Raw genomic sequence first — 23547 nt, forward strand, 5'->3', positions numbered from 1 at the left:
GCGCAGGCCCTCGCTTACTGCGCGGGCTGCGCCGGCGGCGTTTGCTCCGGCGGAGGCGGCGGCACCTGCTTGGCCGGATCGCAGCCGAAGAAGTCGCGGAGCGCCTGGCCGGCGCGTTCGAGCGGGTTCTCCGGATCGCTGCCCTCTTCAGGCAACGGATTGCCGAATTCGTCCACCGCCGGCGGCGGCGCGTACACGCACTGCTGGTAGCCGGGCGCATAACCGGCGACGAAGGCGAAGCGGCGCGCGCCCGGGCAGCCCGGATCGGTGCTGTGCCCGCCTTCGATCCACTGCCAGTCCAGACCCTCGCCCGGGATCCGCAACGGCGCGCTCGGCAGGCGCGCGAAGATGTCCGACCACACCCGCATGCCGCCGGTGGCGCCGTACAGGCCGGTTTCCTTGTTCTGGTCGTTGCCGACCCAGACCACCGCGAGGTGGTCGCCGGTGTAGCCGGCGAACCAGCTGTCGCGGCCATCGTTGCTGGTGCCGGTCTTGCCGGCCGGCGACAGGCCGCCGAGGCCGTCGCGGATCAGCGGCCGGCCGGTGCCGGACGTGACCGCGTACTGCAGCGCGGTGCCGACCAGGCGCGCGGCCACCGCATCGCCCTTCTGCGCGGGTGGCGCATCGCTGTCGTAACGCTTGATCGCGCGCCCGCGCGAATCCAGCACGCCGCGCACCGCGTGCAACGGCTGGATCTCGCCGTCGGAGGCGAGGAACTGGTAGAGCTGCGCCATCGCATACGGGCTCTGGTCCACCGCGCCGAGGATCAGCGACGGCTGCCCCTCGGACTGGATGCCGGCCAGGGTGTGGATCAATTCCGCCAGCCGCTTCGGCTGCACGTCCATGCCCAGCCGCACCGTGGCCTGGTTGTAGCTCTGCGCCAGCGCGTCGATCACGCGCACCGTGCCATGGCTGCGATTGTCGGAATTGCCGGGCTTCCAGTCGCGGCCGCGGCCCAGGCTCACCGTCACCGGCGCATCGCTGACCGTGCTGGCCAGCGACCATTTGTCCGGCTGGGCGAGCGCGAGCAGGTAGACGAAGGGCTTGAGCAGCGAGCCGACCGGGCGCTTGGCATCGACCGCGCGGTTGAAGCCCTGCTCGGTGAAATCGCGGCTGCCGACCACCGCGAGCACGTCGCCGTTGTGCACGTCGGTCATCACCATACCGGCCTGCAACGGTGGACGGCCCTTGCTGCCGATCGATTTCAGCGTGCGGCCCACCGCGCCTTCGGCATAGCCCTGCGCGGACGGCGACATGCCGCTCATCACCGACAGGCCGGCGCCGGAAATCGAATCGGACGGGTAATCGCGCGCCAGTTGCTTGCGCACCAGGTCCACGTATGCCGGGAAGCGGTTGGCGGCGACGTTGCCGGCGTTCTCGGTCACGCCCAGCGGCGCCTTGATCGCGCGCTGGTATTCCTTGTCGTCGATCAGGTCGTTCTCGCGCATCTTGGCGAGCACGAAATTGCGGCGTTCGGTGGCGCGCTCCGGGTTGCGTCGCGGGTTGTACCAGGACGGCCCCTTCACCATCCCGATCATCAGCGCGATCTGTTCGGTGGAGAGGTCGCGCAGGTCGCGGCCGAACCAGAATTCCGAGGCCGCGGCCACGCCGCGGATCGCCTGCGCGCCGCGCTGGCCCAGGTCGACCTGGTTGAAATAGGCCTCGAGGATGGTGCGCTTGTCGTAGCGCGCTTCCAGCAGCAGCGAAAACAGGATTTCCTTGAACTTGCGGGTGTAGGTCTGTTCCTTGCCGATCCCGAGCAGGCCGCTGCGCGCCAGCTGCTGGGTCAGCGTGCTGGCGCCCTGGCGGGTATCGCCGCCGGATTTCACGTTGACGAACACGGCGCGCAGCATGCCGCTGAAGTCCACCCCGATGTGGTGGTTGAAGTCGCGGTCCTCGACCGCCTGCAGGCCGGTGACCAGCAGTTCCGGCACTTCCTCGATCCGCACCAGCCGCCGCTCTTCCTGCTGCTGGCCGTACAGGGTGGCGATGCGCGCCGGGTCCAAGCGCGCGCTGCGCAGCGACTTGCGGCTGCCGAGGTCGCGGATCGCCACGACTTCGCCTCCGGACAGCGTCACCTCCAACTGCGCCGGGGCGATCCGGCCATCGACATCGTCGTAGCCGCGGCTGGAAATCCGCCAGCGCCCGCCGTTGCGCGCATAGGTGCCTGCACGTTTGCCGTCGCCGGCGTGGTAGGACGCGGCATCCAGCTCGGTCTTCAGGGTTTGCGCATCCATCGCCAGGCCGTCGCGCAGGGTCAGCGGCCGTGCGTAGACCCGGGTCGGCACCTGCCAGCGCAGCTTGCCGAAGCGTTCGCCGACCTGGTGGTTCAGGTACAGCATGTACGGGACCAGGAAGCCCAGCAGCAATGCCGCGCCGGCCAGGCCCCAGGTCAGCAGGCGCGATCGCCAGCCGCTGCCGCCTGCGTCGCCGCCCTGGTCGTCGTCTTGCAGGTCGTCGTCTTGGTCTTCGATGCGCGGCATGGGCGGTCTGGCTGGCGGCGGATTCGCGGGATGCGACAATGCCGGGAAGGGTCGCGGCGAGTCTAGCGCAGGGTTTGCGCGGTTCGACGTCGTCGATTGCCCCCTTCGTCAGTCAGAATTAATCAGCCGGAGTTCCGCCGCATGCCCATCCCCGCCGAAGCGCGCTTCTGGATCGCGCGCGGGCTGGGCCTGTGGCGACGCGGCTGGGCCAGCCTGCGCAACCGCGGGCTGGCGGCGAGCTGGCAGCGGCTCAAGCTGCACTTCCGGCGCGGCACGGTCCCGGCCCAGGCCCTGTATGCGCCGCAACCCGCGCCGTTCGCCGGGTTCTCGATCGCCACCGCCGCGGCCCCGCGCGCCAGCATCGTGATCCCGGTGCATGGCGCGTTCGCGCACACCCTCGCCTGCCTGCGCGCGCTGGCCGCGCATCCGCCGAGGGCCTCGTTCGAGCTGATCGTGGTCGACGACGCTTCGCCTGACGACACGCTGGCGAAGCTCGCCCGGGTCGATGGCTTGCGCGTGCACGCCCGCGAAACCAATGGCGGCTTCATCGCCGCCTGCAACGACGGCGCGGCGCTGGCGCGCGGCGAGTTCCTGGTCTTCCTCAACAACGACACCGTGCCGCAGCCGGGCTGGCTGGATGCGATGCTGGAGACCTTCGAGCGACATGCGGACGCCGGCTTGGTCGGCGCCAAGCTCGTGTATCCCGACGGCCGCCTGCAGGAAGCCGGCGGCGTGGTATTCGCCGATGGCTCGGGCTGGAACTACGGTCGCGGCGAATCGCCCGACGACTGCCGGTTCGCCTATCTGCGCGATGCCGATTACTGCAGCGGCGCGGCGATCGCGATCCCGCGCACGCTGTTCGAGCGCCTTGGCGGGTTCGACGCACGCTACGCACCCGCGTATTACGAAGACACCGACCTCGCCTTCGCGGTGCGCGGCGCCGGCCTGCGCGTGCTGTACCAGCCGGCTTCGCTGGTCGTCCACGACGAAGGCGCGACTTCCGGCACCGATCTTGCGCAAGGCCCGAAAGCCGCGCAGGTGCGCAACCAATCGGTGTTCGCGCGCAAATGGCAGGAGGCGCTGCGCGAACAGCTGCCCGCAGGCACGATCCCGACGCCGGCCTTGCTGCATCGTGCCCGGCCGCAAATCCTGATCGTCGATGCACTGACCCCGCAACCGGACCGCGATTCCGGCTCGCTGCGGCTGGTGAACCTGATGCGCCTGCTGATCGGGGAAGGCGCGCATGTGGTGTTCCTGCCGGCCAACCGCAGCGCCGACGGCGCGTACACCGAGGCGCTGCAGCAACTCGGCGTGGAGTGCTGGCACGCGCCCTACGCCGCCGGCATCCCGGCCTGGTTGCGCGAGCACGGGCCGCGCTTCGACGTGGCGATGGTCAGCCGGCACTACGTCGCCAGCGAATTCCTGCCGCTGCTGCGCAAGCACGCGCCGCAGGCGAAACTGCTGTTCGATACCGTCGACCTGCACTACCTGCGCGAGCGACGCGCGGCCGAACTCTCCGGCGACCGCGTCGCCCTGCGCGCCGCGCAGCGAACCCGCGAACTCGAACTCGGCCTGATCGCGAAGGCCGATGCCACCCTGGTGGTCAGCGACACGGAGCGGGCACTGCTTGCCGACGATGCGCCGCAAGCGGACGTGCGCATCCTGTCCAACCTGCACGCACTCGGTGCGCAAGGACCGGCCTGGTCGCAGCGCAAGGACCTGCTGTTCGTCGGCGGCTTCCGCCATCCGCCGAATGTCGATGCGGTGCTGTGGTTCGCGCGCGAGGTGTTCCCGCGCATCCGTGCAGCGCGGCCCGGCATGCAATTCCACTGCATCGGCGGCGACGTGCCGGCCGAAGTGCAGGCGCTGTCCGCCATCGACGGCATCCGCATCCACGGCCATGTGCCGGACCTGCAGCCGTGGCTCGACGGTTGCCGGCTTTCGGTCGCGCCGCTGCGTTACGGCGCCGGGGTGAAGGGCAAGGTCAACCAGGCAATGGCGCATGGCCTGCCGGTGGTGGCCACTTCGCCCGCGGTGGAAGGCATGCATCTGGTCGATGGACGGGACGCATTGGTTGCGGACGATGCCGGCGGCTTCGCCGATGCCGTGCTGCGGCTGCACGGCGACGAAGCGCTGTGGAACCGCATCGCCGCCAACGGCCGCGACAATGTCGCCCGCCATTTCTCGATGGACGCCGCGCGCGACGTGGTCGGCGAGCTGTTCCTGTCCGGCCGGCGCTGATCCTTCAACCGCGGCGGGCGGATTCGATGCCGGCCATCGCTTCCAGCCGTCCCAGCAACAGGCCCAGCTGGCCGTAGTCGCCGACGCGCACGCGCACGCTGAGCACCACCCGTCCGTTGCCATCGCGCGCCTGGTCGGCGTGCAGGCCGAGCACATGGATGCCCAGTTGCGCGACCAGGGTGGTGATGTCCTTCAGCAGCCACTTGCGGTCGACCGCCTCGATCCGGACCGCCACTTCATGGCCACCGCTGCGCGCGCCCCATTCCACCGGCAGCACCCGCGCCGGCTGCTTGCTGGCCAGGCGCAGGAACGAGGCGCAATCGGGCCGATGCACGCTGACCCCGCGCGCGCGGGTGAGATAGCCGACGATGGCCTCGCCCGGCAGCGGCTGGCAGCAGCGCGCGACCTGCGCCAGCAGGTTGTCGACGCCCTGCACGGTGACCGTGCCTGCGGCCGGCGCGGTCGTTTTCGCCGGCGCGGGCGAGGCCGGCAAGGCGGGTTCTTCGGCGGGCTTCTCGAGATCGAGCAAGGCGCGCCCGACCTGGTTCGGGCCGACATCGCCCAGCGCGACCAGCACCAGCAGGTCGTCGATGCTGTCGACGTTGAACTTGCCCAGCACCGGCTGCAGGTCGGCCTGCAGCAGGCCCATCCGGCGCAGGTCCTTGTCCAGCAGCTCGCGCCCGGCCTGCAGGTTGCGCGCGCGGTCCAGCTTGTTGAACCACGCGCGCACCTTCTCGCGCGAACGGTTGCTGGCGAGAGAGCCGCTGCTGGCCTGCAGCCAGTCGCGGCGCGGTTCCGCGGTCTTGCCGGTGAGGATCTCGACGCGCTCGCCGCTGCGCAACTGATGGTTGAGCTGGACGATGCGCCCGTCCACCTTCGCCCCGCGGCAGCGATGCCCGACCATGGTGTGCACCTGGTAGGCGAAGTCGAGCACGGTGGCGCCCTGCTGCAGGTCGACCACTTCGCCCTTCGGGGTCAGCGCGTACACGCGATCCTCGACCAGCTCGCTGTCCATCGCGTCCAGCGGCGAGGCCTCGCCTTCCTTCGCGGCCTCGGCGGCCTGCTCCAGCAGCTTGCGCATCCACGCGATGCGCTTGTCCATCGCCGCGCCGCCGGCCGCGCCGCCTTCCTTGTAGCGCCAGTGCGCGGCCACGCCGAGCTCGGCCTGCGCATGCATCTCGCGGGTGCGGATCTGCACTTCCAGGGTCTTGCCGTCCGGGCCGACCACAGCAGTGTGCAGCGAGCGATAGCCGTTGCTCTTGGGCCGGGCGATGTAGTCGTCGAACTCGCTCGGGACCGGCAGCCACAGCGCATGCACCAGCCCCAGCACGGCGTAGCAGTCCCCCACGTCATCCACCAGCACGCGCAGCGCACGCAGGTCGTACAACTCGCTGATCGGCGCATCCTTCTTCCGCATCTTCTTCCAGATGCTGAAGATGTGCTTCGGCCGCCCGGCGATCTCCGCGCCGGTGATGCCCTGCGCCACCAAGGCCTCGTGCAATTGCCGCTTGGCCTGTTCGATGTAGCGCTCGCGCCCGCTGCGGTTGTCGTCCAGCAAGCGGGCGATGCGCAGGTAGGTCTCGGTTTCCAGCGAGCGGAACGCGAGGTCTTCCAGCTCCCACTTCAGCTGCCAGATGCCCAGCCGGTTGGCCAGCGGCGCGTGGATGTCGCGGGTGAGTTGCGCCAGCGCGCGCTGCTCCTCCAGCGGCAGGCGCCAGGCCGCGCGCATGCGCGACAACTGCCGCGCCAGCACGATCGGCACCACCCGCAGGTCGCGCACCAGGGCCAGCAACAGCCGGCGCATGCCTTCCGGGTTGCGGCCGCCGCCGTGGTCGCGATGCAGCGCCCACACGCGACTCGCGGCGCGTTGACCTTCCAGCAAGGCTTGCAGGCGCTCGGGGATCGCGACCTTGGCCTCGGCCGCGCGCGGCTCGACATCGACCAGCGCATCCAGCAACGCCGCCGCCATCACGTCGGCATCGGCATTCAAGGAAACGAGGATGCGCAGGGTGTCGGCCAGCACGTCGGCGGCATCGCGCATCGGCGCGCCGGCCTCGGCCTGCGCCCGCCACCACGCCGCCAACGTTTCCGGCAACGCGCCCGCCGGCAGGCGCGACAGCGCCTCGGCGTAATTCGTAGCGGTGGCGACGGTTGCGGGCATGTCCCTACAGTAACGACGACGACGCGACGCGGCCAGCAATCAGCTGAACATTCATTGGCTTTTTTTCAGGCGCTCCAGCCGCGCCGCCAATCGCTTCGGCGACACGCCACCCTTGACGCCAAGCTCCTGCGCGAACAATTGCACGCGCAGTTCCTGCAGTTCCCAGCGCAGCGCCTGCGCGTCCGCATCGGCCGGATCCGCATTCGCCAGCGCATCGGCGAATGGCTTCAGTTCCAGCATCCGCGCCTGGTCGCGGGTCGGGTCGCGTTGGGCACGCTCGGCGCGCAGCGACAGCGCCTTCAGCCAGCGCGGGTATTCGGCCAGCGCCTCGGCGGGCACATCGCGCAGGAAGCCGGGATGGGCCAGCGCATCGAGCTGCGCGCGCATGTCGTCCAGGTTGGCGCGCGCCCAGCCCATCAGCTTCGATTCCAGCTTCGCGCGCACCTCGGCGACCAGCGACAGGATCGCGTCGGCCTGCTGCAGGCGGCGCATCGCTTCGCCGAACAGCGTCTTGCCGATGGCATCGCGGCGCTGGGCGAAGGCATCGGCATCACGTATCGCAAGCAGATCGTGTTCGGCCAGAGCGGCGAACGCGCCATCGACCAGATCGGCGCGCAGGCGGTCGGCATCCTTCAGGCCGTCGCGGCGCGGATCCATGGACTCGATGGCGGCATACAGCAGCGAGATCTTCGGCTGCACCGGCAACTGCTTGCGCGCCTGCTTCATCTTGTCGGCCAACGCGATGACGAGCAGCCGGCGCACGCCCTGTGGGTGCAGACGTTCGGCGACCTCACGCTGCGCGTGCACGGCGAGCGATGCGGCCTCGCCATCGTCCTGCAAGGCCGGATACGCAGGCACGCCGCCCGCGCCGGGCACGCTCAGCGGCACCGGCTGCATCGGGAATTCGATCAAGCCCGCTTGCGCCATGCCCTGCGCCGCATGGCGTGCGAAGGCATCGGCGGCACGCTGGCCAAAGCGCGCGCGCAGTTCCGACAGGTCACGCGATTCGGCGAGCACGCGTTTGCCGTCGCTCTCGAACAGGCGCAGGTTCGCGCGCAAGTGTGGCTCGATGCCGGCCGCGTCGAAGTCGACCGCACTGACTTCCACACCGGAGAGCCGCTTGAGGAAACGGGCCAATGCGCCTTCGATGGCATCGGCTTCCGGCTGTTGGTGCGCCTCCGCGAACGCGCGACCAAAATCCGGTGCCGGCACGAAATTGCGCCGCAGCGCCTTCGGCAGCGACTTGATCAGCGCGGTGGCCTTGTCGGCGACGAAACCGGGCGCCAGCCACGACAGCCGCGCTTCGTCCAAGGCATTCAACAAATGCAGCGGCACCGCCACGGTCATGCCGTCGTCCACCGCGCCGGGATCGAAGCGGTACTGCACGGCCAGCCGTGCTGTGCCGAGCGCGATGTAGGCGGGGTACAGCGCGGCATCAGTCTGGTCGGCGACCAGCAGGTCGTCGCGCGACCATTCCAGCAGGCCCTTCTGTTCCTTCGGCAGCTTCGCCACCCATGCGTCCAGCGCCTGCGCGTTGTGCACATGCGGCGGCAGCCGATCCAGGTACCAGCGTGCCTGCCAGTCCTCGTCCACCACCAGGCCGACGCGGCGCAGCTTGGCTTCCTCTTCCTTCGCCTGCTCCAGCGTGCGCAGGTTGCGCTGCAGGAACGGACTGCGGGTATTGATCTCGCCGGTGAGCAGCGCCTCGCGCACGAAGATCACGCGCGACTCCTCCGGAAACAGCGCGCCGTAATGCACCGGTTTCTTCGGCGCCAGTACCAGCCCGAACAGGCTGACCTGCTCGCTGCCGAGCACGCGGCCCTGCGCGCGCGACCAGTGCGGCTCGTGATAGCGGCGCGCCAGCAAGTGCGGCAGTTCCGCAATGGCCCAGTCCGGTTCGATCGCCGCATTGGTCAGCGACCACACTTTCTCGGTATCCAGCAGCGCCGCAGACAACACCCATGGCGGCGGTTTCGATGCCAGGTTGGAGCCCGGGAACAGTTGGAACTTGCGCCCACGCGGGCCGTCGTACACGCCGCGCTCGCCGCGATGTCCCAGCTGCGTGGGCAGGCCGGCGATCAGCGCGCGATGCAGTGCCGCGAAGGCAAAAGCCGGGTCAGAGTCGACTTTTGCCGAATCAACTCGATCAGTCGAGGACTCTCGAAAAGTCGACTCTGACCCGGCTTTTGGAAAAGTTGACTCTGACCCGGCTTTTGCTGACCCGGCTTTTGTTCCTGTTTCCCAGCCCAACTCCTCGCACTGCAGCTTCAACTGCCGATGCAGCTCCCACCATTCGCGCAGGCGCAGGAAGCCGAGGAACTGCCTGTCCGCCCATTTGCGCAGCTGCGACTGGGTCATTTCCTCGTGCGCGTCGCGGTAGGCCTGCCACAGCTTGAGGATGCCGACGAATTCGGATTTCGCGTCGGCGAACTGCGCATGCGCGGCATCGGCGGCGGCGCGCGCATCGGCCGGCCGCTCGCGCGGATCCTGGATGCCGAGGAAGCTGGCGATCACCAGCATCTCGCGCAGAACGCCGTGCGCGTTCGCCGCCACCAGCATGCGCGACAGCTTCACGTCGACCGGCAGCTTCGCCATCGTGCGGCCGAGGGCGGTGAGCTTGCGCTGCCCGCTCTTATCGAAAATGTCCACTGCGCCGAGTTCGTTCAACTGCTGCCAGCCATCGGCGACCGCGCGCGCATCCGGCGGCTCCAGGAACGGGAATTGCTCGATGTCGCCCAACCCCAGCGACAGCATGCGCAGGATCACGCCCGCGAGTGCCGCGCGGCGGATTTCCGGATCGGTGAACTCCGGACGCGAGGCGAAATCGGCTTCCGAATACAGGCGGATGCAGGTGCCGGGCGCGATGCGTCCGCAACGGCCCGCACGCTGGTTGGCGCTGGCCTGCGAGACGGCCTCGATATGCAGGCGGTCGAGCTTCTGCCGCGGGCTGTAGCGCTTGACCCGCGCCACGCCGGGATCGACCACGTAATGGATGCGCGGCACGGTCAGCGAGGTTTCCGCGACGTTGGTGGCCAGCACGATGCGTCGCTGCGGGCCGGGCTGGAACACCCGGTCCTGGTCGCGCGCGGACAGCCGCGCGTACAGCGGCAGCACTTCGGTGTGGCGGTATTTGCGCTTCTCCAGCGCCTGGTGGACGTCGCGGATCTCGCGTTCGCCGGGCAGGAAGATCAGTGTGTCGCCGATGCCCTTGTCGCGTTGGATTTCATCGCAGGCGGCGACGATGCCGTCGAGCAGCGAGCGTTGGCCATCGTCCTCGCCCTCGCCTTCCAGCGGGCGATAGCGCATCTCCACCGGATAGCCGCGCCCTTCCACACCGACCACCGGCGCATCGCCGAAATGCCTGGAGAAGCGCTCGGTATCGATGGTCGCCGAGGTCACGATCAGCTTCAGGTCGGGACGCTTCGGCAGCAGCTGCTTGAGGTAGCCGAGCAGGAAATCGATGTTGAGGCTGCGCTCGTGCGCCTCGTCGACGATGATCGTGTCGTACTTCGACAGCCAGCGATCGGCCTGGATTTCGGCCAGCAGGATGCCGTCGGTCATGAACTTGATCGCGGTGGCATCGCTGACCGCATCGTTGAAGCGCACCTGGTAGCCGACCGCACCGCCCAGCGGCACCTGCAGTTCCTCCGCCACCCGCCGCGCCACCGAGCGCGCGGCGATCCGCCGCGGCTGGGTGCAGCCGACCATGCCGGCGGCGCCGCGCCCGGCCAGCAGGCACAGCTTCGGCAGCTGGGTGGTCTTGCCGCTGCCGGTCTCGCCGGCGATCACCACCACCTGGTGGCTGCGGATCAATTCGACGATGCGTTCGGCCTCGGCGGCGATCGGCAGGCTGTCATCGACCTTGGGCGATGGCAGGCCGGCGGCGCGGCGTGCGCGCTCGGCGACGGAAGCCTGCAGTTTGGCGGCGAAGGCATCGCGCAGGGCGACATCGGCGGGCTTCGCATTCCACTTCGACCACAGGCCCAGCAGGCGGCCACGGTCGCGGGTCAGCGCGCCGTCGATGGCGCGCCGGGCCTGCTTCGGCGTGGCTTGTGGTTCGCTCGCGTTAGGCTGCATGAATCGGCGGATCAGGGAATTTTCATCGTGCGGCAACGCCGCCAGCGGCTATTGTCGCCGCAACGCCCCGAAAGGACACCGCCATGGCCAAGAAGAAGTCGCAATCGAAATCCGCCTCGAAGCAGGCCGATGCCGCCAAGCCCGCCCCTGCGGCGCATGCCGATGGCGTGCCGGGCATCGACATCGGCATTTCCACCGGCGACCGCCGCAAGATCGCCGACGGCCTGTCCCATTTCCTGTCGGACGCCTTCACCCTGTACCTGAAGACCCACAACTTCCACTGGAACATCACCGGGCCGATGTTCAACAGCCTGCACGTGATGTTCGAGGGCCAGTACACCGAGCAGTGGAACGCGCTGGACGAAACCGCCGAACGCATCCGCGCATTGGGCTTCAACGCGCCGGGTTCCTACGCGGAATTCATCAGGCTCAGCTCGATCCCCGAGGAACCCGGCCTGGGCGATGCCGCCGACTGGCGCGAGATGGTGCGCCAGCTGGTGGTCGGCAACGAGGCCGTGTGCCGCACCGCGCGCAAGGTGCTGGCCACCGCCGACAAGGCCGGCGACGATCCCACCGTGGACCTGATGACCCAGCGCCTGAACATCCACGAGAAGAATGCGTGGATGTTGCGCTCGCTGTTGCAGTGATGCGCGCGGCGGCGTGGAAACGGAAACGACGCCGCACGGCGTCGTTTCCCCTGCACGCCCTCAGTTTCGACGTCTTGCGTCCTGATAGGCCTGGTTGATTTCCCTGGCCTTGCGCTCGGCCAGCTCGCGGATTTCCGGTCCCATCGTCGCGACCTTGTCCGGATGGTACTGGCCGATCTTGTCGCGATAGGCCGCGGTGACGTCCTCGTCGCTGGCCCATTCGGACACGCCCAGCACTTCGTGCCAGGGCGCGCCGGGCGCCGCCGCTTCCGGAGCGTCGGCGTTGCCGGCGGGAGTGTCGTCGTATCCATCCGGCGACTTGGTGAACACCGACACCAGCCAATAGCCGATGGCCAGCCCGCTGGCGACCACCAATCCTTCCATGAGCGTCATGGCGACTCCCCCTCCGACGATGGCAAGTCGCCTTGATCTCGATCCACGCCGTCCGCGGCAAGGCCGTTCCTGGCGCCCAGCACGCGGAGCAATCGCGCATGTGCGTCTGCATCGAGCATGGCCACGGCGAATTCGCCGGCTGGCACTGCCAGCCCGCAGCGCAGGGTGATTCGCCGCACCAGGTTGATCGCGAACGGCGGGCAGGCGATCACGTCGAAGGCGATCGCCGCGATGTCCTTGCGCGACAGGCCGAGGATGGCGCGTCGACGCGCCACGTACGCGACCGACAACGACGAGACCAGGTACAGCAGGCCCAGCAAGCCCAGCATCAGCCGCGGATCGAGGTTCACCAACAAGGCCAACGGCAGCGCCAGGAACAGCAGCAGCGCGATCAAGCGTGCCGGCCATCGCAACGGACCGACCACCGGCAGGATCAGGTCCGCTGCCGGCGGATGGCCTTGCACGGACGCGCCCCAGGTCGAACGGAAGACCGGCGCACCCGGCGACAGCAATGCCGGCAGCACCGGATAGCGCCCTGCGAGCATGAACCCTGCGCCGATCGACGCGCGCCAGCGACGGCCGCACTGCGCGAACACGACCTCGTCGCGATACAGCAGCAACGCGGTGTCGAACAGGTAGAAGGCCGCGATGCCGAGCAACAGCAGCGCTTCCATCGACGCCATGCTCAGGTCCCGGCGTCCTTGTCCGGTGCCGCGTCCGCCTTCTTGTCCTTGCCGCCGAAGAACTTGCGGATGCTCGCGCCGAAGGCGACAACGCCGACCAGCAGCAGCTTCCACATCTTCAACAGGAACACGCCGATCACCGCGAACAGGCCCTTCTTGGCGGCAACCGCCGCCGCGCCGCCGGTGACCAGCGCCGCCAGGCCGTACTCGGCCACATGGTCGCCGGCACGGAAATCGGCATAGCTCTCACCCGCGGTGAAGGCGAACCCCGGCAGCTTCGACTTGAAGTCGGCGACCGAGGCCTGCAACTGCTCCGGGCTGGTCAGCAACAGCACCTGCATCACCCCGCGCCGGCCGAGCAGGCGGGTGTTGTAGTTGATCGTTTCGCCGTTCGAATGCTCGCCCTTCAGGCGGAAGGCCCATTCCAGCGACTTGATGGTGCCGTCGTACTGCGGCTTGAACGACCAGCCGGTGACGTGGATGGGATCCCAGCCGTTCTCCTTGCGCTCCTCGTTCGCCGCTTCCGTGCCTTCGGTGACCGACGACAGCAATGCGTCCGCATCCAGTTTCTCGTCGTCCTTGACGTAGCCGACCAGGTCGAACGAGAAGAACGCGATCCACGACAGGTCCTGCTTCGCCAGGATGTATTCTTCGACCCCGGATTCGGGGTTCTCGGTGATGCGGTTGAATTCCTTCGCCCCGTCGGGGCCCAGGAAGGCATAGCCCTCCGGTACCTGGATCGAGGCATTCGCGCCGATCTGGCCCTTGGTCGGGCCGACCACCCAGGGAAGATCCTCGATCTTCTTCTCCTGGGCGAACACCATGTTGGACAAGAACAGGCACGCGAACGCGAACAACGCCTGCAAATGCTTCATCGAAACTCCCTCCGTGGACAGCCATCCCCATGGCTTGCCGTGATCTTAGCGCAGGGCATCGCGGCAAAGCCCGATTTCGGCGCGGATCGGGCGCATTCCGATCGTCGCCAGCGGAAAAATCCGACTGGGGCATCGGCGACGCTTGCTACCCTAGCGGCATGCCTTCCGCCGCCCTCGAACAGCTCCAGCACGTCTTCGGCTACGACAGCTTCCGCGGCGAGCAGGCGCAGATCGTCGAGCAGGTCGTGGCCGGCGGCGACGCGCTGGTGCTGATGCCCACCGGCGGCGGCAAGTCGCTGTGCTACCAGCTGCCGGCCTTGCTGCGCGATGGCACCGGCATCGTGGTCTCGCCGCTGATCGCGCTGATGCAGGACCAGGTGGAGGCGCTGCGCCAGCTCGGCGTGCGCGCCGCCTTCCTCAACTCCAGCCTCGATGCCGGCGCCGCCGCGCAGGTCGAGCGGCAGTTGCTCGAGGGCGAGCTCGACCTGCTCTACGTCGCCCCCGAGCGCCTGCTGACATCGCGCTTCCTGTCGTTGCTGGAACGCACGCGGATCGCCCTATTCGCCATCGACGAGGCGCACTGCGTTTCGCAATGGGGCCACGATTTCCGCCCCGAATACCGCCAGCTCACCCTGCTGCACGAACGCTGGCCGCAGGTGCCGCGCATTGCGCTCACCGCCACCGCGGATGCGCCGACCCGGCGCGAGATCGTCGAGCGGCTGGCGCTGGAAGACGCGCGCCAGTTCGTCAGCTCGTTCGACCGCCCGAACATCCGCTACACGGTGGTGGCCAAGGACGACAGCCGCCGCCAGTTGCTCGAGTTCCTCGATGAACACCGCGGCAACAGCGGCATCGTCTACTGCCTGTCGCGGCGCAAGGTCGATGCGACCGCGGCCCTGTTGGCCGAACGCGGCCTGCGCGCGCTGCCCTACCACGCCGGCCTCGATGCGCAAACGCGCGCCGAGCACCAGCGCCGCTTCCTGCGCGAGGAGGGCATCGTGATGGTGGCGACGATCGCCTTCGGCATGGGCATCGACAAGCCCGACGTGCGTTTCGTCGCCCACCTCGACCTGCCGAAATCGCTGGAAGGCTATTACCAGGAAACCGGCCGCGCCGGCCGCGACGGCGAGCCGTCCGAGGCGTGGCTGGCCTATGGCCTGGGCGATGCGGTGCTGCTGCGGCGGATGATCGAGGACGGCGATGCCGGCGACGAACGCAAATGGCTGGAACGCGGCAAGCTCGACGCGCTGATCGGCTATTGCGAATCCACCGCCTGCCGACGGCAATCGCTGCTGGCGTATTTCGGCGAGGCGCATGGCGGCGCCTGCGGCAACTGCGACAACTGCCTGCAACCGCCGCAGACCTGGGACGCCAGCGAAGCCGCGCGCAAGGCGCTGTCCTGCGTGTACCGCACCGGCCAGCGCTTCGGCGCGGCGCACGTGATCGACGTGCTGCGCGGCGCGGATACCGCCAAGGTGCGCCAGTTCGGCCATCAGTCGGTCAGCACCTACGGCATCGGCGGCGAGCTCGACGCGAAGCAGTGGCGCGGCGTGTTCCGGCAACTGGTGGCCGCCGGCCTGCTGGATGCCGACATCGAAGGCCATGGCGCACTGCGCCTGACCGCGTCGGCGACGCCGCTGCTGCGCGGCGGGCAGACCCTGCAACTGCGCGCCGAGCCGCCGAAGCGCGAACGTGCGCGCAAGCCGGCCGAGCCAGGCAAACGCGGCGTTGCAACGCCCATCGAACTGCCGGCGGAGGCGGCCGCGCGCTTCGCCGTGCTGCGCCAATGGCGCAGCGGCATCGCCCGCGAACAGGGCGTCCCGCCGTACGTGATCTTCCACGACGCCACCCTGCGCGGGATCGCGCTGGAACACCCGCGCGACCTGGCGACGATGTCGTCGATCCCCGGCGTCGGCGCCAGCAAGCTGGAGCGCTACGGACACGCGGTGATCGCGGCGCTGCAGGCGGCCTGAACGGCGCGGCGGGCACACGATCCGTGGCTCTGCGAGGGAGATGGTGGGCCGTGATGGATTCGAACCATCGACCAAAAGATTAAAAGTCTTCTGCTCTACCGACTGAGCTAACGGCCCAAAACGCTGGTTGTTGCGCCCGGCATTGCACCGGGGCGCGCATTCTAACCGATGACGCCAGCCACGTAGCGCGTGGGGTCCGCCACCCCGGCCTCGGCGAAGCCCTGCGCGCGCAGGCGGCAGGCGTCGCAATGGCCGCAGGCACGGCCATCGGCATCGGCCTGGTAGCAACTCACCGTCTGCGAAAAATCCACGCCCAGGCGCAGGCCCTCGCGGACGATGTCGGCCTTGCTCATGCGCATCAGCGGCGCGTGCACGCGGAAGCGGCTGCCTTCGACGCCGGCCTTGGTCGCCAGGTTCGCCAGCGCCTCGAAGCCGGCGATGAACTCCGGCCGGCAATCGGGATAACCCGAGTAGTCCACCGCGTTGACGCCGCAGAACAGGTCGGTGCTGCCCAGTACCTCGGCCCAGCCCAGCGCCAGCGACAGCATGATGGTGTTGCGCGCCGGCACGTAGGTGGACGGGATGCCGACGCCGATCTCGTGGCCGTCGTCGTCGGTGGGCACCGCGATGTCATCGGTCAGCGCGGAACCGCCGATGCTGCGCAGGTCCACGTGCACGGTCTTGTGCGCGACCGCGCCGAGCGCGTTGGACACGCGGTCGGCCGCATCGAGTTCGGAGGTATGGCGCTGGCCGTAGCGCACGCTCAGCGCATGCACGTCGAAGCCGGCTTCGCGGGCGATGGCCAGCACCACGGCGGAGTCCATGCCGCCGGAGACCAGCACCACGGCGGGTTTGCGGGATGCGCTCATCGGCCGGGCTCGTCGTTCCACAGGAATTTGTGCAGCTGCATCTGGAAGCGCACCGGCAGTTTTTCGGCGACGATCCAGTCGGCCAGTTCGCGCGCCGGCACTTGCGTGGCGCTGGGCGAGAACAGCACGTCGCAGACTTCGTGCAAGCGATGTTCGGCGACGATGCCCTTGGCCCAGTCGAAATCCGCGCGCGAGCAGATCACGAACTTCACCTGGTCGCGCGGGGTCAGCAGCGCCAGGTTGTCCCACAGGTTGCGTTCGACCTCGGCCGAGCCCGGGGTCTTGATGTCGAGCACGCGCGAAACGCGCGCATCCACGCCGGCGACGTCGATGGCGCCGCTGGTTTCCAGCGAGACCTCGTAGCCGGCATCGCAGAGCTTGCCCAGCAATTGCAGGCAGCGTTTCTGCGCCAGCGGCTCGCCGCCGGTGACGCAGACGTGGCGGGCGCCGTGCGCGGCGACTTCGGCCAGGATCGCGTCGATCTCCCACCACTGCCCGCCGTGGAAGGCATAGGCGGTGTCGCAGTACTGGCAGCGCAGCGGGCAGCCGGTCAGGCGCACGAACACGGTCGGCCAGCCGGCGTCGCGGGCCTCGCCCTGCAGGGACAGGAAGATTTCGGTGAGTTTCAGCCGGTCTGGCTGGAGGGCCGCCGATGCGGCGGCCGCATCGGCGACAGCGTTCATCCGGCCATTTTACCGGTTGCCGGCGACCTGCATGGCGCGCAGGCGGTCGTCGGCGGTACGGGCGATATCGGAATTCGGATAGCGCTGCACGACCTGGCGCAGGGTGGCGTCGGCTTGCGGATACTGCTTCAGGCCGTACTGCGCGAGCCCGAGCTTGAGCAGGGCGCCGGGCGCCTTGTCGTGGGTCGGAAAACGGTCCAGCAGGGACTGGAACTGCTGCCCGGCCAGCGCGTAGTTCTGGGTGACGTAATAGCTCTCGCCCAGCCAGTACAGCGCATTCGGCGCGTACTGGCCGCCGGGGAAGGCCTGCAGGAAATCGCGGAAACGGCGCGAGGACTCGACGTAGTCGCCGCTCTTCAGCGCATCGAAGGCCTGGGCATACGCGCCGCGCTCGTCCAGCCCGGTGATCGAGGCCGTAGCGGGCGCAGCGGCCTCGCCGCGGACCGTGGCCGCAGGCCCGGCCGCCGGCACGGTCGCGGCGGGCGCTGGCGAAGGCGCGGCCGTGCCGCCCTCCACTCGGTTCATCCGCCCATCGAGGTCGAGGTACTGGCTGCGCTGGCTCTGCCTGGCCTGCTCCAACTGCTGCTGCAGTTGCTCGATCTGGCCGCGCAGTTCCTGCACTTCCGCGCGCAGCTGGGTGACCTGGTTGACCAGTTCGGTGCCGTTCTGCTCGCCCGCGCTGCGCGCTTCCAGCGCCGCCACGCGGTCGGCCAGGCTGGCGCGCTGGGCCAACGCCAGCGGCGATGCGGCGAGCATCGCCGCCAGCAGGACGGCCGTCGTGCCGATGCGCATCACTTCGCGCTGTAGACCAGTTCGACGCGGCGGTTCTGCGACCAGCAGCCTTCGCCGGATTCATTGCAGACCGGGCGTTCCTCGCCGTAGCTGATCACGGTGATCTGGCTACCGGAACCGCCGTTGGCCTGCAGCGCGGAGGACACCGCATTGCCGCGGCGCTCGCCCAGGCCCAGGTTGTATTCGCGGCTGCCGCGCTCGTCGGCACTGCCTTCCAGGCGCAGGCGCGCGCTCGGGCGGTCGCGCAGGTACTTGGCATGGCAGGCCATCGCGGCCTGGAACTCCGGCTTCAGCGCATCCTGGTCGAGGTCGAAGTACACCACCTTGTTGCGCAGGCAGGCGTCGGTGTCGAGGTCGCCCGGGCCGTAGGCGCCGGGGCGGGTGGCGCTGCCGTCATCGATCGGGGTGGTGGTGGTCGTGCCGGTGCTGCCGGTGTCGGTCGGCGGGGTTTCCTTGACCTTCTTGCTGCAGCCCACGGCGACGGCGCTGGCCAGTGCGGCCAGCAGCAGGGTGCGGGCGATGCGGGAAGTGGATGCGTTCATGGGAGTCCTCGTCGTCTCGTTTGCGTGGAAATCAGTGTAGTCGCTGCATGTTCAGCTTGCGTCGATAGCGCGGGGCCCCGACATGTTGCGGCTTATTTCTTGCGGTACGGCGACCACGCCGGCTCGCGGACATCGGCCTCGGACAGCACCAGTCGCTGGCGCACCCGGGCATCGGCGGACACCGCGTACAGCACGCCGCGACGGCCCTCGCGCGCGGCGTACAGCACCATCGCGCCGTTCGGCGCGAAGCTGGGGGATTCGTCGAGCGAGCCGGGCGAGAGCATGCTCCAGCGGCCGCCGCCGATGCCGCGGTCGAACAGGGCGATGCGGTAGGTGTTGCCGGCGCCTTGCGCGGTCGCGATCTTCTTGCCGTCGAAGGACACCGACGGACTGGCGTTGTAGCTGCCCTCGAAGCTGATCCGGGTGGCGCTGCCGCCAGCGGCAGGAACCTGGTAGATCTGCGGGCGTCCGCCGCGGTCCGAGGTGAAGTACAGGCTGGCCCCATCCGGGCTCCAGCTCGGTTCGGTGTCGATGCCGAAATGGTTGGTGACCTGGGTGAGGTGCTTGCTGCCCAGGTCCATCACGTAGATGTCCGGGTTGCCGCCCTTGGACAGGGTCAGCGCCAGGCGGTTGCCGTCCGGCGAGAAGCTCGGCGCGCCGTTGATGCCGCGGAAGCTGGCGACCTTCTCGCGCGAGCCGCTGGCGATGTCCTGGATGTAGACCCCGGAATTGCCGCCCTCGAAGCTGACATAGGCCAGCCGGCGCCCGTCCGGGCTCCACGAGGGCGACATCAGCGGCTCGGTGGAATTCACCACCGTGCGCGGGCCGTAGCCGTCGGCATCGGCCACCATCAATGCGTAGCGCGACTGACGCCCCAGCCCGCTGGCGGTCACGTAGGCGATGCGGGTCCAGAACGCGCCCGGCACGCCGAGGATCTTTTCGTACACCGCGTCGCTGATCTGGTGGGCCACGTCGCGCATCGCGCCGGCCGGCGCGGTCAGGGCGAAGCCGAGCATGCGCTCCTGCTTGGCCACGTCGAACAGTTCGTACTCGACCCGGTAGCCGCTCCCCTCGGGAAGGCTGCGTCCGACCAGCAGGAAATCCTGCTTGAGCATGCGCCAGGTCGGATAGGCGACTTCGGCGCCGCTGGTCGGGCGTTCCGGCAGGCCGGCCTCGCCGATGGTGCGGAACTGGCCGGAACGGGCCAGGTCGGCGCGGATGATGTCGTCGATATCGGTCTGCCCGGCATCGCCGCCGAACGGCACCACCGCGATCGGCAGGGCCGCGGCATTGCCGCCGACGATGTCGATTGCCAGCGGGCGCGACTGGGCGAACGCCCCCAGCGGCAGCAGGGAACACAGGATCAGGGCAAAACGCGGGGTGCGACGAACTCGGGCCATGGGCGTTCGGTCTTCCGTTCCGGAATGTGAACAGGGTCGCCGATTCGGCCGTCAAAAGGATGAACGCGGCCGGACTATGCGCGACGTGCGGCGCGGGGAGCGCCTGCCCTTGCCGCTGCGGGAGCCGCGGCAAGCCGCATCAGCGCGGCAGGTCGTCCACGTCTTCCGGGCGGAAGGTCAGGATCACGTCGCGGCTGAACACGTCCTCGAAGCCGGCATACGGCAGCGGCGAGGCCTTCTGCACCGCCCGCTCCAGCGACTGCTTGCCGAGCGCGTCGTAGGGACAGCCAGCTGAAACCTGCACGTCCACCACCTCGCCGCCCGGGATCTGGCGAATGCGGACCTGGCACGGGACGCCGAGCGGGATCGATTCCGGCCGGATCCATTGCCGGGTGATCGCGTCCTTCAAGGCCACGGCATACAGCGCATTGGTCGCCGAACGACTGTCCGGGTTGCCGCGCGGGGGCGACGCCGTGCTCGTACCGGTTTGCGCAGCCCGCGCATCGGCGAGCTGCTGGGCGCGCATCTCGGCCTGGGTGCGCTCCTTCGCAGCCAAGTCGCGCTGCCGGCGGATCTCCGCAAGCACTTTCTGTTTCTGCGCGTCGAGGTCGGCCTGCTCGGGCTGCTTGCGCTGTTCTTCCTGCTCGACCGGCGCCTTGGCGACATCCGGCGACTCGGCATCGCGCTGGACCTTTTCCTGCTCCACCGGCGACGGATCCGGCACCGGCGGTGGGGGCGGCGCGTCCTCGGCGACCGGTTGCGGCAAGGGTTCCGGCTCGACGACCGGCTGTTCGACCACCGGTTGCGGCAGTTCCTCGGGCTTGCGCCGCAGGGCGCTGCGCATCGACGCGCTCAGCGCGGAGGGATCGATCAGGTCGGCCTCGATCACCTCGCCCTGCGCCGCCTCCGCCGCATTGCTGCGCGTCCATTGCAGGCCGGCGAACATCAGCGCGAACAGCAGCACGTGCAGGCCGCATGCCTGCAGCAAGGCCGTTCGGGTGTCGGCACGCGTCTCTTTCACCGGGCGCCGCTCACTTGCCCTTGCTGTCCGCCGGGTTGCCCATCAGGCCGGCACGGCTGACCTTGGCCTCGCGCTGCAACAGGGTGAGCACCTCGTACACGGTCTGGTAGTTGGCGTCGCGGTCGCCGGCCACGTACACCGGCAGCTGCGGATCGGCCACGATGAAGCCCTTGACCTTGGCCACCATCGCCTCGCGGGTCACCGCCTGCGGACGATCCAGGCCTTCGTAGGTCAACGCCAGCGCGCCGTCGCTGGCGACCTGGACCACCACCGGCTTCTTGTTCTTCTGCTCCAGCGGCTTGGCGTCCGACTGCGGCAGGTTGACGTCCACGCCGACGTTGAGCAGCGGCGCGGTGACCATGAAGATGATCAGCAGCACCAGCATCACGTCGATGTACGGCACGACGTTGATCTCGGCCTTGAGCTTCTTCTTGCGGTGCCGGCGTCCGGCGCTTGTCAGTGCCATGCGCGCCTCAGTCGTCCACGTGCGCCTGGCGCTGCAGGATCGAGGAGAACTCCTCGCTGAAGGTGTCGTAGCGCACCGCCATGCGCTCGGCGCGGGTGGCGTAGCGGTTGTAGGCCCACACCGCCGGGATCGCCGCGAACAGGCCCATCGCGGTGGCGACCAGCGCCTCCGAGATGCCCGGGGCCACGGTGGCGATGGTGGCTTCCTTCATCGTCGCCAGGCCCTGGAACGAGATCATGATCCCCCACACGGTGCCGAACAGGCCCACGTAGGGGCTGATCGAACCGACGTTGGCGAGGAACTCGAGGTTGCGCTCGAGCCCGTCGAGTTCGCGCGAGGCGGCCGCGCGCATGCCGCGCTGCGCGCCTTCCAGCTGCATGCGCGCGTCCACGCCGCGGCGCTGGCGGATGCGGTTGAACTCGCGCATGCCGCCTTCGAAGATCGCTTCCAGGCCTTCGATGTCGCGGTTGCGCTCGGTGGCGCTGGCGTACAGCTTCGGCAGCTCGACGCCCGACCAGAAGGTTTCCTCGAAGCGGTCGGCTTCCTTCTCCGCACGATCCAGCACCCGCTTCTTGCGCAGGATGATCACCCACGAGGCGAGCGAGGCCAGCAGCAGCAGCGCCATCACCAGCTGCACCGGCAGGCTGGCGTGCAGGACCAATTGCAGGATGTTCAAGCCGCCATCGCCGTGCGCGGCGGCGGCCCGGGTGCCGGCATCGGCCAGTTCCACCGTGGTGGCCGCGCCGTTTTCCGGCAGCGCCTGCGGCAGGGATTGCAACATCGTCGACACGGGCATCAAGGGCTCTCCAACAGGTTTTTCTTCAATTCGGACTGCAGCGGTCCCGGGATCGGCCGCGGGCGGAAGCTGGAGGCGGCCAAGGCCGCGATCCTCACCTTCGCCTCGACCAGTAGCTCGTCGCCGCGCAGCACCCGCTGGGCGACGACGAAGCTGGCGCCGCGGCATTCCACCAGAGCCACGCTGACCTCAAGCTGATCGTCCAGCCGGGCCGGAGCGCGGAAGTCGATCTGCATCGCCCGCACCACGAATACCAGGTCGTCACGCGAGCGCAGCAGTTCCTGGCCCCAGCCCTGCATCCGCATCCATTCGCTGCGCGCGCGTTCCATGAAGGCCAGGTACTGCGCGTGGTAGACCACGCCGCCGGCATCGGTGTCCTCCCAGTAGACCCGCGCCGGGAACGAAAAGGGTTCAGCCATCGAACAGTTCCGCGTTGCCGGCCTTCGGCTTGAAGCCCAGGTGGCGATACGCCTTCGGCGTGGCCATGCGCCCGCGCGCGGTGCGCACCAGGAAGCCCTGCTGGATCAGGTACGGCTCGATCACGTCTTCCAGCGTTCCGCGTTCCTCGGAGAGCGCCGCGGCCAGCGATTCCACCCCGACCGGCCCGCCGTCGAAGGCGTCGATGATGATGCCGAGCATGCGCCGGTCGAGTTCGTCGAAGCCTTCGGGGTCCACCTTCAGCATGTCCATCGCCGCACGCGCGATGCCGGCATCGATCATGCCGGTGCCCTTGACCTGCGCGTAGTCGCGCACGCGGCGCAGCAGGCGGTTGGCGATGCGCGGGGTGCCGCGCGCGCGGCGGGCGATCTCGCCGGCGCCGTCGGCGTCGCAGGCGATGCCGAGGATCTGCGCGGAACGGCGCACGATCCGGGTCAGCTCCTCCGGCGAATAGAACTCCAGGCGCTGGACGATGCCGAAGCGGTCGCGCAGCGGCGCGGTCAGCAGGCCGGCGCGGGTGGTGGCGCCGATCAGGGTGAACGGCGGCAGGTCGAGCTTGATCGAGCGCGCGGCCGGGCCCTCGCCGATCATGATGTCGATCTGGTAGTCCTCCATCGCCGGGTAGAGGATTTCCTCGACCACCGGCGACAGGCGGTGGATCTCGTCGACGAACAGCACGTCGTGCGGCTGCAGGTTGGTGAGCAGCGCGGCCAGGTCGCCGGCCTTCTCGATCACCGGGCCGGAGGTGACCCGCAGGCTGACCCCGAGCTCGTTGGCGATCACGTGGCTGAGCGTGGTCTTGCCCAGCCCGGGCGGGCCGAAGATCAGCACGTGGTCGAGCGCTTCGCCGCGCTGTCTGGCCGCCTCGATGTAGATCTGCATCTGCTCGCGCACCGGCTGCTGGCCGAGGTACTCGTCCAGCCGGCGCGGACGGATGCTGGCCTCGGCGGCCTCGTCTTCGCGGGTGGCGCCGGGGGCGATGATGCGGTCGTCGGTCATGCCGGGAT

19 protein-coding genes and 1 tRNA gene are annotated in these 23547 nt (G+C 69.0%); 3 read left to right on the forward strand and 17 right to left on the reverse strand.

Going from position 1 to position 23547, the window contains the following annotated elements; all coding sequences use genetic code 11:
* Positions 1-14: 14 nt before the first annotated feature.
* Positions 15-2483 carry a penicillin-binding protein 1B gene (gene mrcB / locus FHQ07_RS05450; protein ID WP_139715853.1) on the reverse strand — a complete coding sequence of 823 codons (2469 nt, stop codon included), beginning with the start codon at positions 2481-2483 and terminating at the stop codon, positions 15-17.
* 141 nt (positions 2484-2624) lie between these two features.
* On the opposite strand from mrcB, the gene FHQ07_RS05455 reads away from it, so the two are divergent.
* Complete coding sequence (locus FHQ07_RS05455) at positions 2625-4724, forward strand: glycosyltransferase (protein ID WP_139715854.1); 2100 nt, start codon at positions 2625-2627, stop codon at positions 4722-4724.
* 4 nt (positions 4725-4728) lie between these two features.
* On the opposite strand, the gene FHQ07_RS05460 is transcribed toward FHQ07_RS05455, so the two are convergent.
* Both FHQ07_RS05460 and hrpA read right to left on the reverse strand, forming a co-directional pair.
* Positions 4729-6885 carry a RelA/SpoT family protein gene (locus tag FHQ07_RS05460; protein WP_425476943.1) on the reverse strand — a complete coding sequence of 719 codons (2157 nt, stop codon included), beginning with the start codon at positions 6883-6885 and terminating at the stop codon, positions 4729-4731.
* A 51-nt stretch (positions 6886-6936) separates the two neighbouring features.
* A complete protein-coding gene (hrpA, locus tag FHQ07_RS05465) occupies positions 6937-10962 on the reverse strand; it encodes an ATP-dependent RNA helicase HrpA (RefSeq protein ID WP_139715855.1) in 4026 nt (1341 codons plus the stop codon).
* A gap of 83 nt (positions 10963-11045) precedes the next feature.
* On the opposite strand from hrpA, the gene FHQ07_RS05470 reads away from it, so the two are divergent.
* The gene (locus tag FHQ07_RS05470; RefSeq protein WP_139715856.1) at positions 11046-11609 is read left to right on the forward strand and encodes a Dps family protein; all 564 of its coding nucleotides are present in this window, start codon (positions 11046-11048) and stop codon (positions 11607-11609) included.
* Positions 11610-11669: 60 nt separating this feature from the next.
* Here the strand turns inward: FHQ07_RS05470 and FHQ07_RS14625 are convergent, their stop codons facing one another.
* The 3 genes from FHQ07_RS14625 to FHQ07_RS05480 are packed head-to-tail and all read right to left on the reverse strand — an operon-like array spanning position 11670 to position 13560.
* The gene (locus FHQ07_RS14625) at positions 11670-12002 is read right to left on the reverse strand and encodes a DnaJ domain-containing protein (protein WP_168191467.1); all 333 of its coding nucleotides are present in this window, start codon (positions 12000-12002) and stop codon (positions 11670-11672) included.
* Complete coding sequence (locus FHQ07_RS14300) at positions 11999-12685, reverse strand: hypothetical protein (RefSeq protein WP_168191468.1); 687 nt, start codon at positions 12683-12685, stop codon at positions 11999-12001. The genes FHQ07_RS14625 and FHQ07_RS14300 overlap by 4 nt, the downstream gene beginning before the upstream one ends.
* Positions 12686-12687: 2 nt before the next feature.
* Positions 12688-13560, reverse strand: a complete 873-nt coding sequence (locus FHQ07_RS05480) for a DUF2167 domain-containing protein (protein ID WP_139715858.1) — start codon at positions 13558-13560, stop codon at positions 12688-12690.
* A gap of 158 nt (positions 13561-13718) precedes the next feature.
* On the opposite strand from FHQ07_RS05480, the gene recQ reads away from it, so the two are divergent.
* Positions 13719-15533 (forward strand): DNA helicase RecQ, encoded by a 1815-nt coding sequence (gene recQ, locus FHQ07_RS05485; protein ID WP_139715859.1) that lies wholly within the window; start codon positions 13719-13721, stop codon positions 15531-15533.
* Positions 15534-15574: 41 nt separating this feature from the next.
* Here the strand turns inward: recQ and FHQ07_RS05490 are convergent.
* The 11 genes from FHQ07_RS05490 to ruvB all read right to left on the reverse strand — a co-directional run bounded on the left by FHQ07_RS05490 (position 15575) and on the right by ruvB (position 23539).
* Positions 15575-15650 (reverse strand) — tRNA-Lys (locus tag FHQ07_RS05490).
* A 44-nt stretch (positions 15651-15694) separates the two neighbouring features.
* A complete protein-coding gene (queC, locus tag FHQ07_RS05495; protein WP_139715860.1) occupies positions 15695-16402 on the reverse strand; it encodes a 7-cyano-7-deazaguanine synthase QueC in 708 nt (235 codons plus the stop codon).
* A complete protein-coding gene (queE, locus tag FHQ07_RS05500) occupies positions 16399-17085 on the reverse strand; it encodes a 7-carboxy-7-deazaguanine synthase QueE (RefSeq protein ID WP_139715861.1) in 687 nt (228 codons plus the stop codon). The genes queC and queE overlap by 4 nt, the downstream gene beginning before the upstream one ends.
* A 9-nt stretch (positions 17086-17094) precedes the next feature.
* Positions 17095-17877: a tol-pal system protein YbgF gene (gene ybgF, locus FHQ07_RS05505; RefSeq protein WP_139715862.1), complete on the reverse strand. Its 783-nt coding sequence runs from the start codon at positions 17875-17877 to the stop codon at positions 17095-17097.
* Positions 17877-18419, reverse strand: coding sequence for a peptidoglycan-associated lipoprotein Pal (pal, locus tag FHQ07_RS05510; protein WP_139715863.1), 543 nt, complete (start codon positions 18417-18419; stop codon positions 17877-17879). Before pal ends, ybgF begins: the two co-directional genes overlap by 1 nt.
* Positions 18420-18511: 92 nt before the next feature.
* Positions 18512-19819 carry a Tol-Pal system beta propeller repeat protein TolB gene (tolB, locus tag FHQ07_RS05515; protein WP_139715864.1) on the reverse strand — a complete coding sequence of 436 codons (1308 nt, stop codon included), beginning with the start codon at positions 19817-19819 and terminating at the stop codon, positions 18512-18514.
* A gap of 139 nt (positions 19820-19958) precedes the next feature.
* The gene (locus tag FHQ07_RS05520) at positions 19959-20840 is read right to left on the reverse strand and encodes a cell envelope integrity TolA family protein (RefSeq protein WP_139715865.1); all 882 of its coding nucleotides are present in this window, start codon (positions 20838-20840) and stop codon (positions 19959-19961) included.
* A 10-nt stretch (positions 20841-20850) separates the two neighbouring features.
* A complete protein-coding gene (gene tolR / locus FHQ07_RS05525) occupies positions 20851-21306 on the reverse strand; it encodes a protein TolR (RefSeq protein WP_139715866.1) in 456 nt (151 codons plus the stop codon).
* A 7-nt stretch (positions 21307-21313) separates the two neighbouring features.
* A complete protein-coding gene (gene tolQ, locus FHQ07_RS05530) occupies positions 21314-22087 on the reverse strand; it encodes a protein TolQ (RefSeq protein WP_425476944.1) in 774 nt (257 codons plus the stop codon).
* A gap of 14 nt (positions 22088-22101) precedes the next feature.
* The gene (gene ybgC, locus FHQ07_RS05535; protein ID WP_139715868.1) at positions 22102-22521 is read right to left on the reverse strand and encodes a tol-pal system-associated acyl-CoA thioesterase; all 420 of its coding nucleotides are present in this window, start codon (positions 22519-22521) and stop codon (positions 22102-22104) included.
* On the reverse strand, positions 22514-23539 hold the full coding sequence (ruvB, locus tag FHQ07_RS05540; RefSeq protein WP_139715869.1) for a Holliday junction branch migration DNA helicase RuvB: 1026 nt from the start codon (positions 23537-23539) through the stop codon (positions 22514-22516). The genes ybgC and ruvB overlap by 8 nt, the downstream gene beginning before the upstream one ends.
* Between the last annotated feature and the right edge of the window lie 8 nt (positions 23540-23547).

This window comes from Thermomonas aquatica (assembly GCF_006337105.1).
In the GTDB taxonomy this organism is placed as follows: Bacteria; Pseudomonadota; Gammaproteobacteria; order Xanthomonadales; family Xanthomonadaceae; genus Thermomonas; species Thermomonas aquatica.

What these genes read in the sequence shown, in the direction of transcription:
- mrcB (WP_139715853.1), bottom strand. Translation starts at nt 2,483, where the DNA reads ATGCCGCGCATCGAAGACCAAGACGACGACCTGCAAGACGACGACCAG.
- FHQ07_RS05455 (WP_139715854.1), top strand. Translation starts at nt 2,625, where the DNA reads ATGCCCATCCCCGCCGAAGCGCGCTTCTGGATCGCGCGCGGGCTGGGC.
- FHQ07_RS05460 (WP_425476943.1), bottom strand. Translation starts at nt 6,885, where the DNA reads ATGCCCGCAACCGTCGCCACCGCTACGAATTACGCCGAGGCGCTGTCG.
- hrpA (WP_139715855.1), bottom strand. Translation starts at nt 10,962, where the DNA reads ATGCAGCCTAACGCGAGCGAACCACAAGCCACGCCGAAGCAGGCCCGG.
- FHQ07_RS05470 (WP_139715856.1), top strand. Translation starts at nt 11,046, where the DNA reads ATGGCCAAGAAGAAGTCGCAATCGAAATCCGCCTCGAAGCAGGCCGAT.
- FHQ07_RS14625 (WP_168191467.1), bottom strand. Translation starts at nt 12,002, where the DNA reads ATGACGCTCATGGAAGGATTGGTGGTCGCCAGCGGGCTGGCCATCGGC.
- FHQ07_RS14300 (WP_168191468.1), bottom strand. Translation starts at nt 12,685, where the DNA reads ATGGCGTCGATGGAAGCGCTGCTGTTGCTCGGCATCGCGGCCTTCTAC.
- FHQ07_RS05480 (WP_139715858.1), bottom strand. Translation starts at nt 13,560, where the DNA reads ATGAAGCATTTGCAGGCGTTGTTCGCGTTCGCGTGCCTGTTCTTGTCC.
- recQ (WP_139715859.1), top strand. Translation starts at nt 13,719, where the DNA reads ATGCCTTCCGCCGCCCTCGAACAGCTCCAGCACGTCTTCGGCTACGAC.
- queC (WP_139715860.1), bottom strand. Translation starts at nt 16,402, where the DNA reads ATGAGCGCATCCCGCAAACCCGCCGTGGTGCTGGTCTCCGGCGGCATG.
- queE (WP_139715861.1), bottom strand. Translation starts at nt 17,085, where the DNA reads ATGAACGCTGTCGCCGATGCGGCCGCCGCATCGGCGGCCCTCCAGCCA.
- ybgF (WP_139715862.1), bottom strand. Translation starts at nt 17,877, where the DNA reads ATGCGCATCGGCACGACGGCCGTCCTGCTGGCGGCGATGCTCGCCGCA.
- pal (WP_139715863.1), bottom strand. Translation starts at nt 18,419, where the DNA reads ATGAACGCATCCACTTCCCGCATCGCCCGCACCCTGCTGCTGGCCGCA.
- tolB (WP_139715864.1), bottom strand. Translation starts at nt 19,819, where the DNA reads ATGGCCCGAGTTCGTCGCACCCCGCGTTTTGCCCTGATCCTGTGTTCC.
- tolR (WP_139715866.1), bottom strand. Translation starts at nt 21,306, where the DNA reads ATGGCACTGACAAGCGCCGGACGCCGGCACCGCAAGAAGAAGCTCAAG.
- tolQ (WP_425476944.1), bottom strand. Translation starts at nt 22,087, where the DNA reads ATGTTGCAATCCCTGCCGCAGGCGCTGCCGGAAAACGGCGCGGCCACC.
- ybgC (WP_139715868.1), bottom strand. Translation starts at nt 22,521, where the DNA reads ATGGCTGAACCCTTTTCGTTCCCGGCGCGGGTCTACTGGGAGGACACC.
- ruvB (WP_139715869.1), bottom strand. Translation starts at nt 23,539, where the DNA reads ATGACCGACGACCGCATCATCGCCCCCGGCGCCACCCGCGAAGACGAG.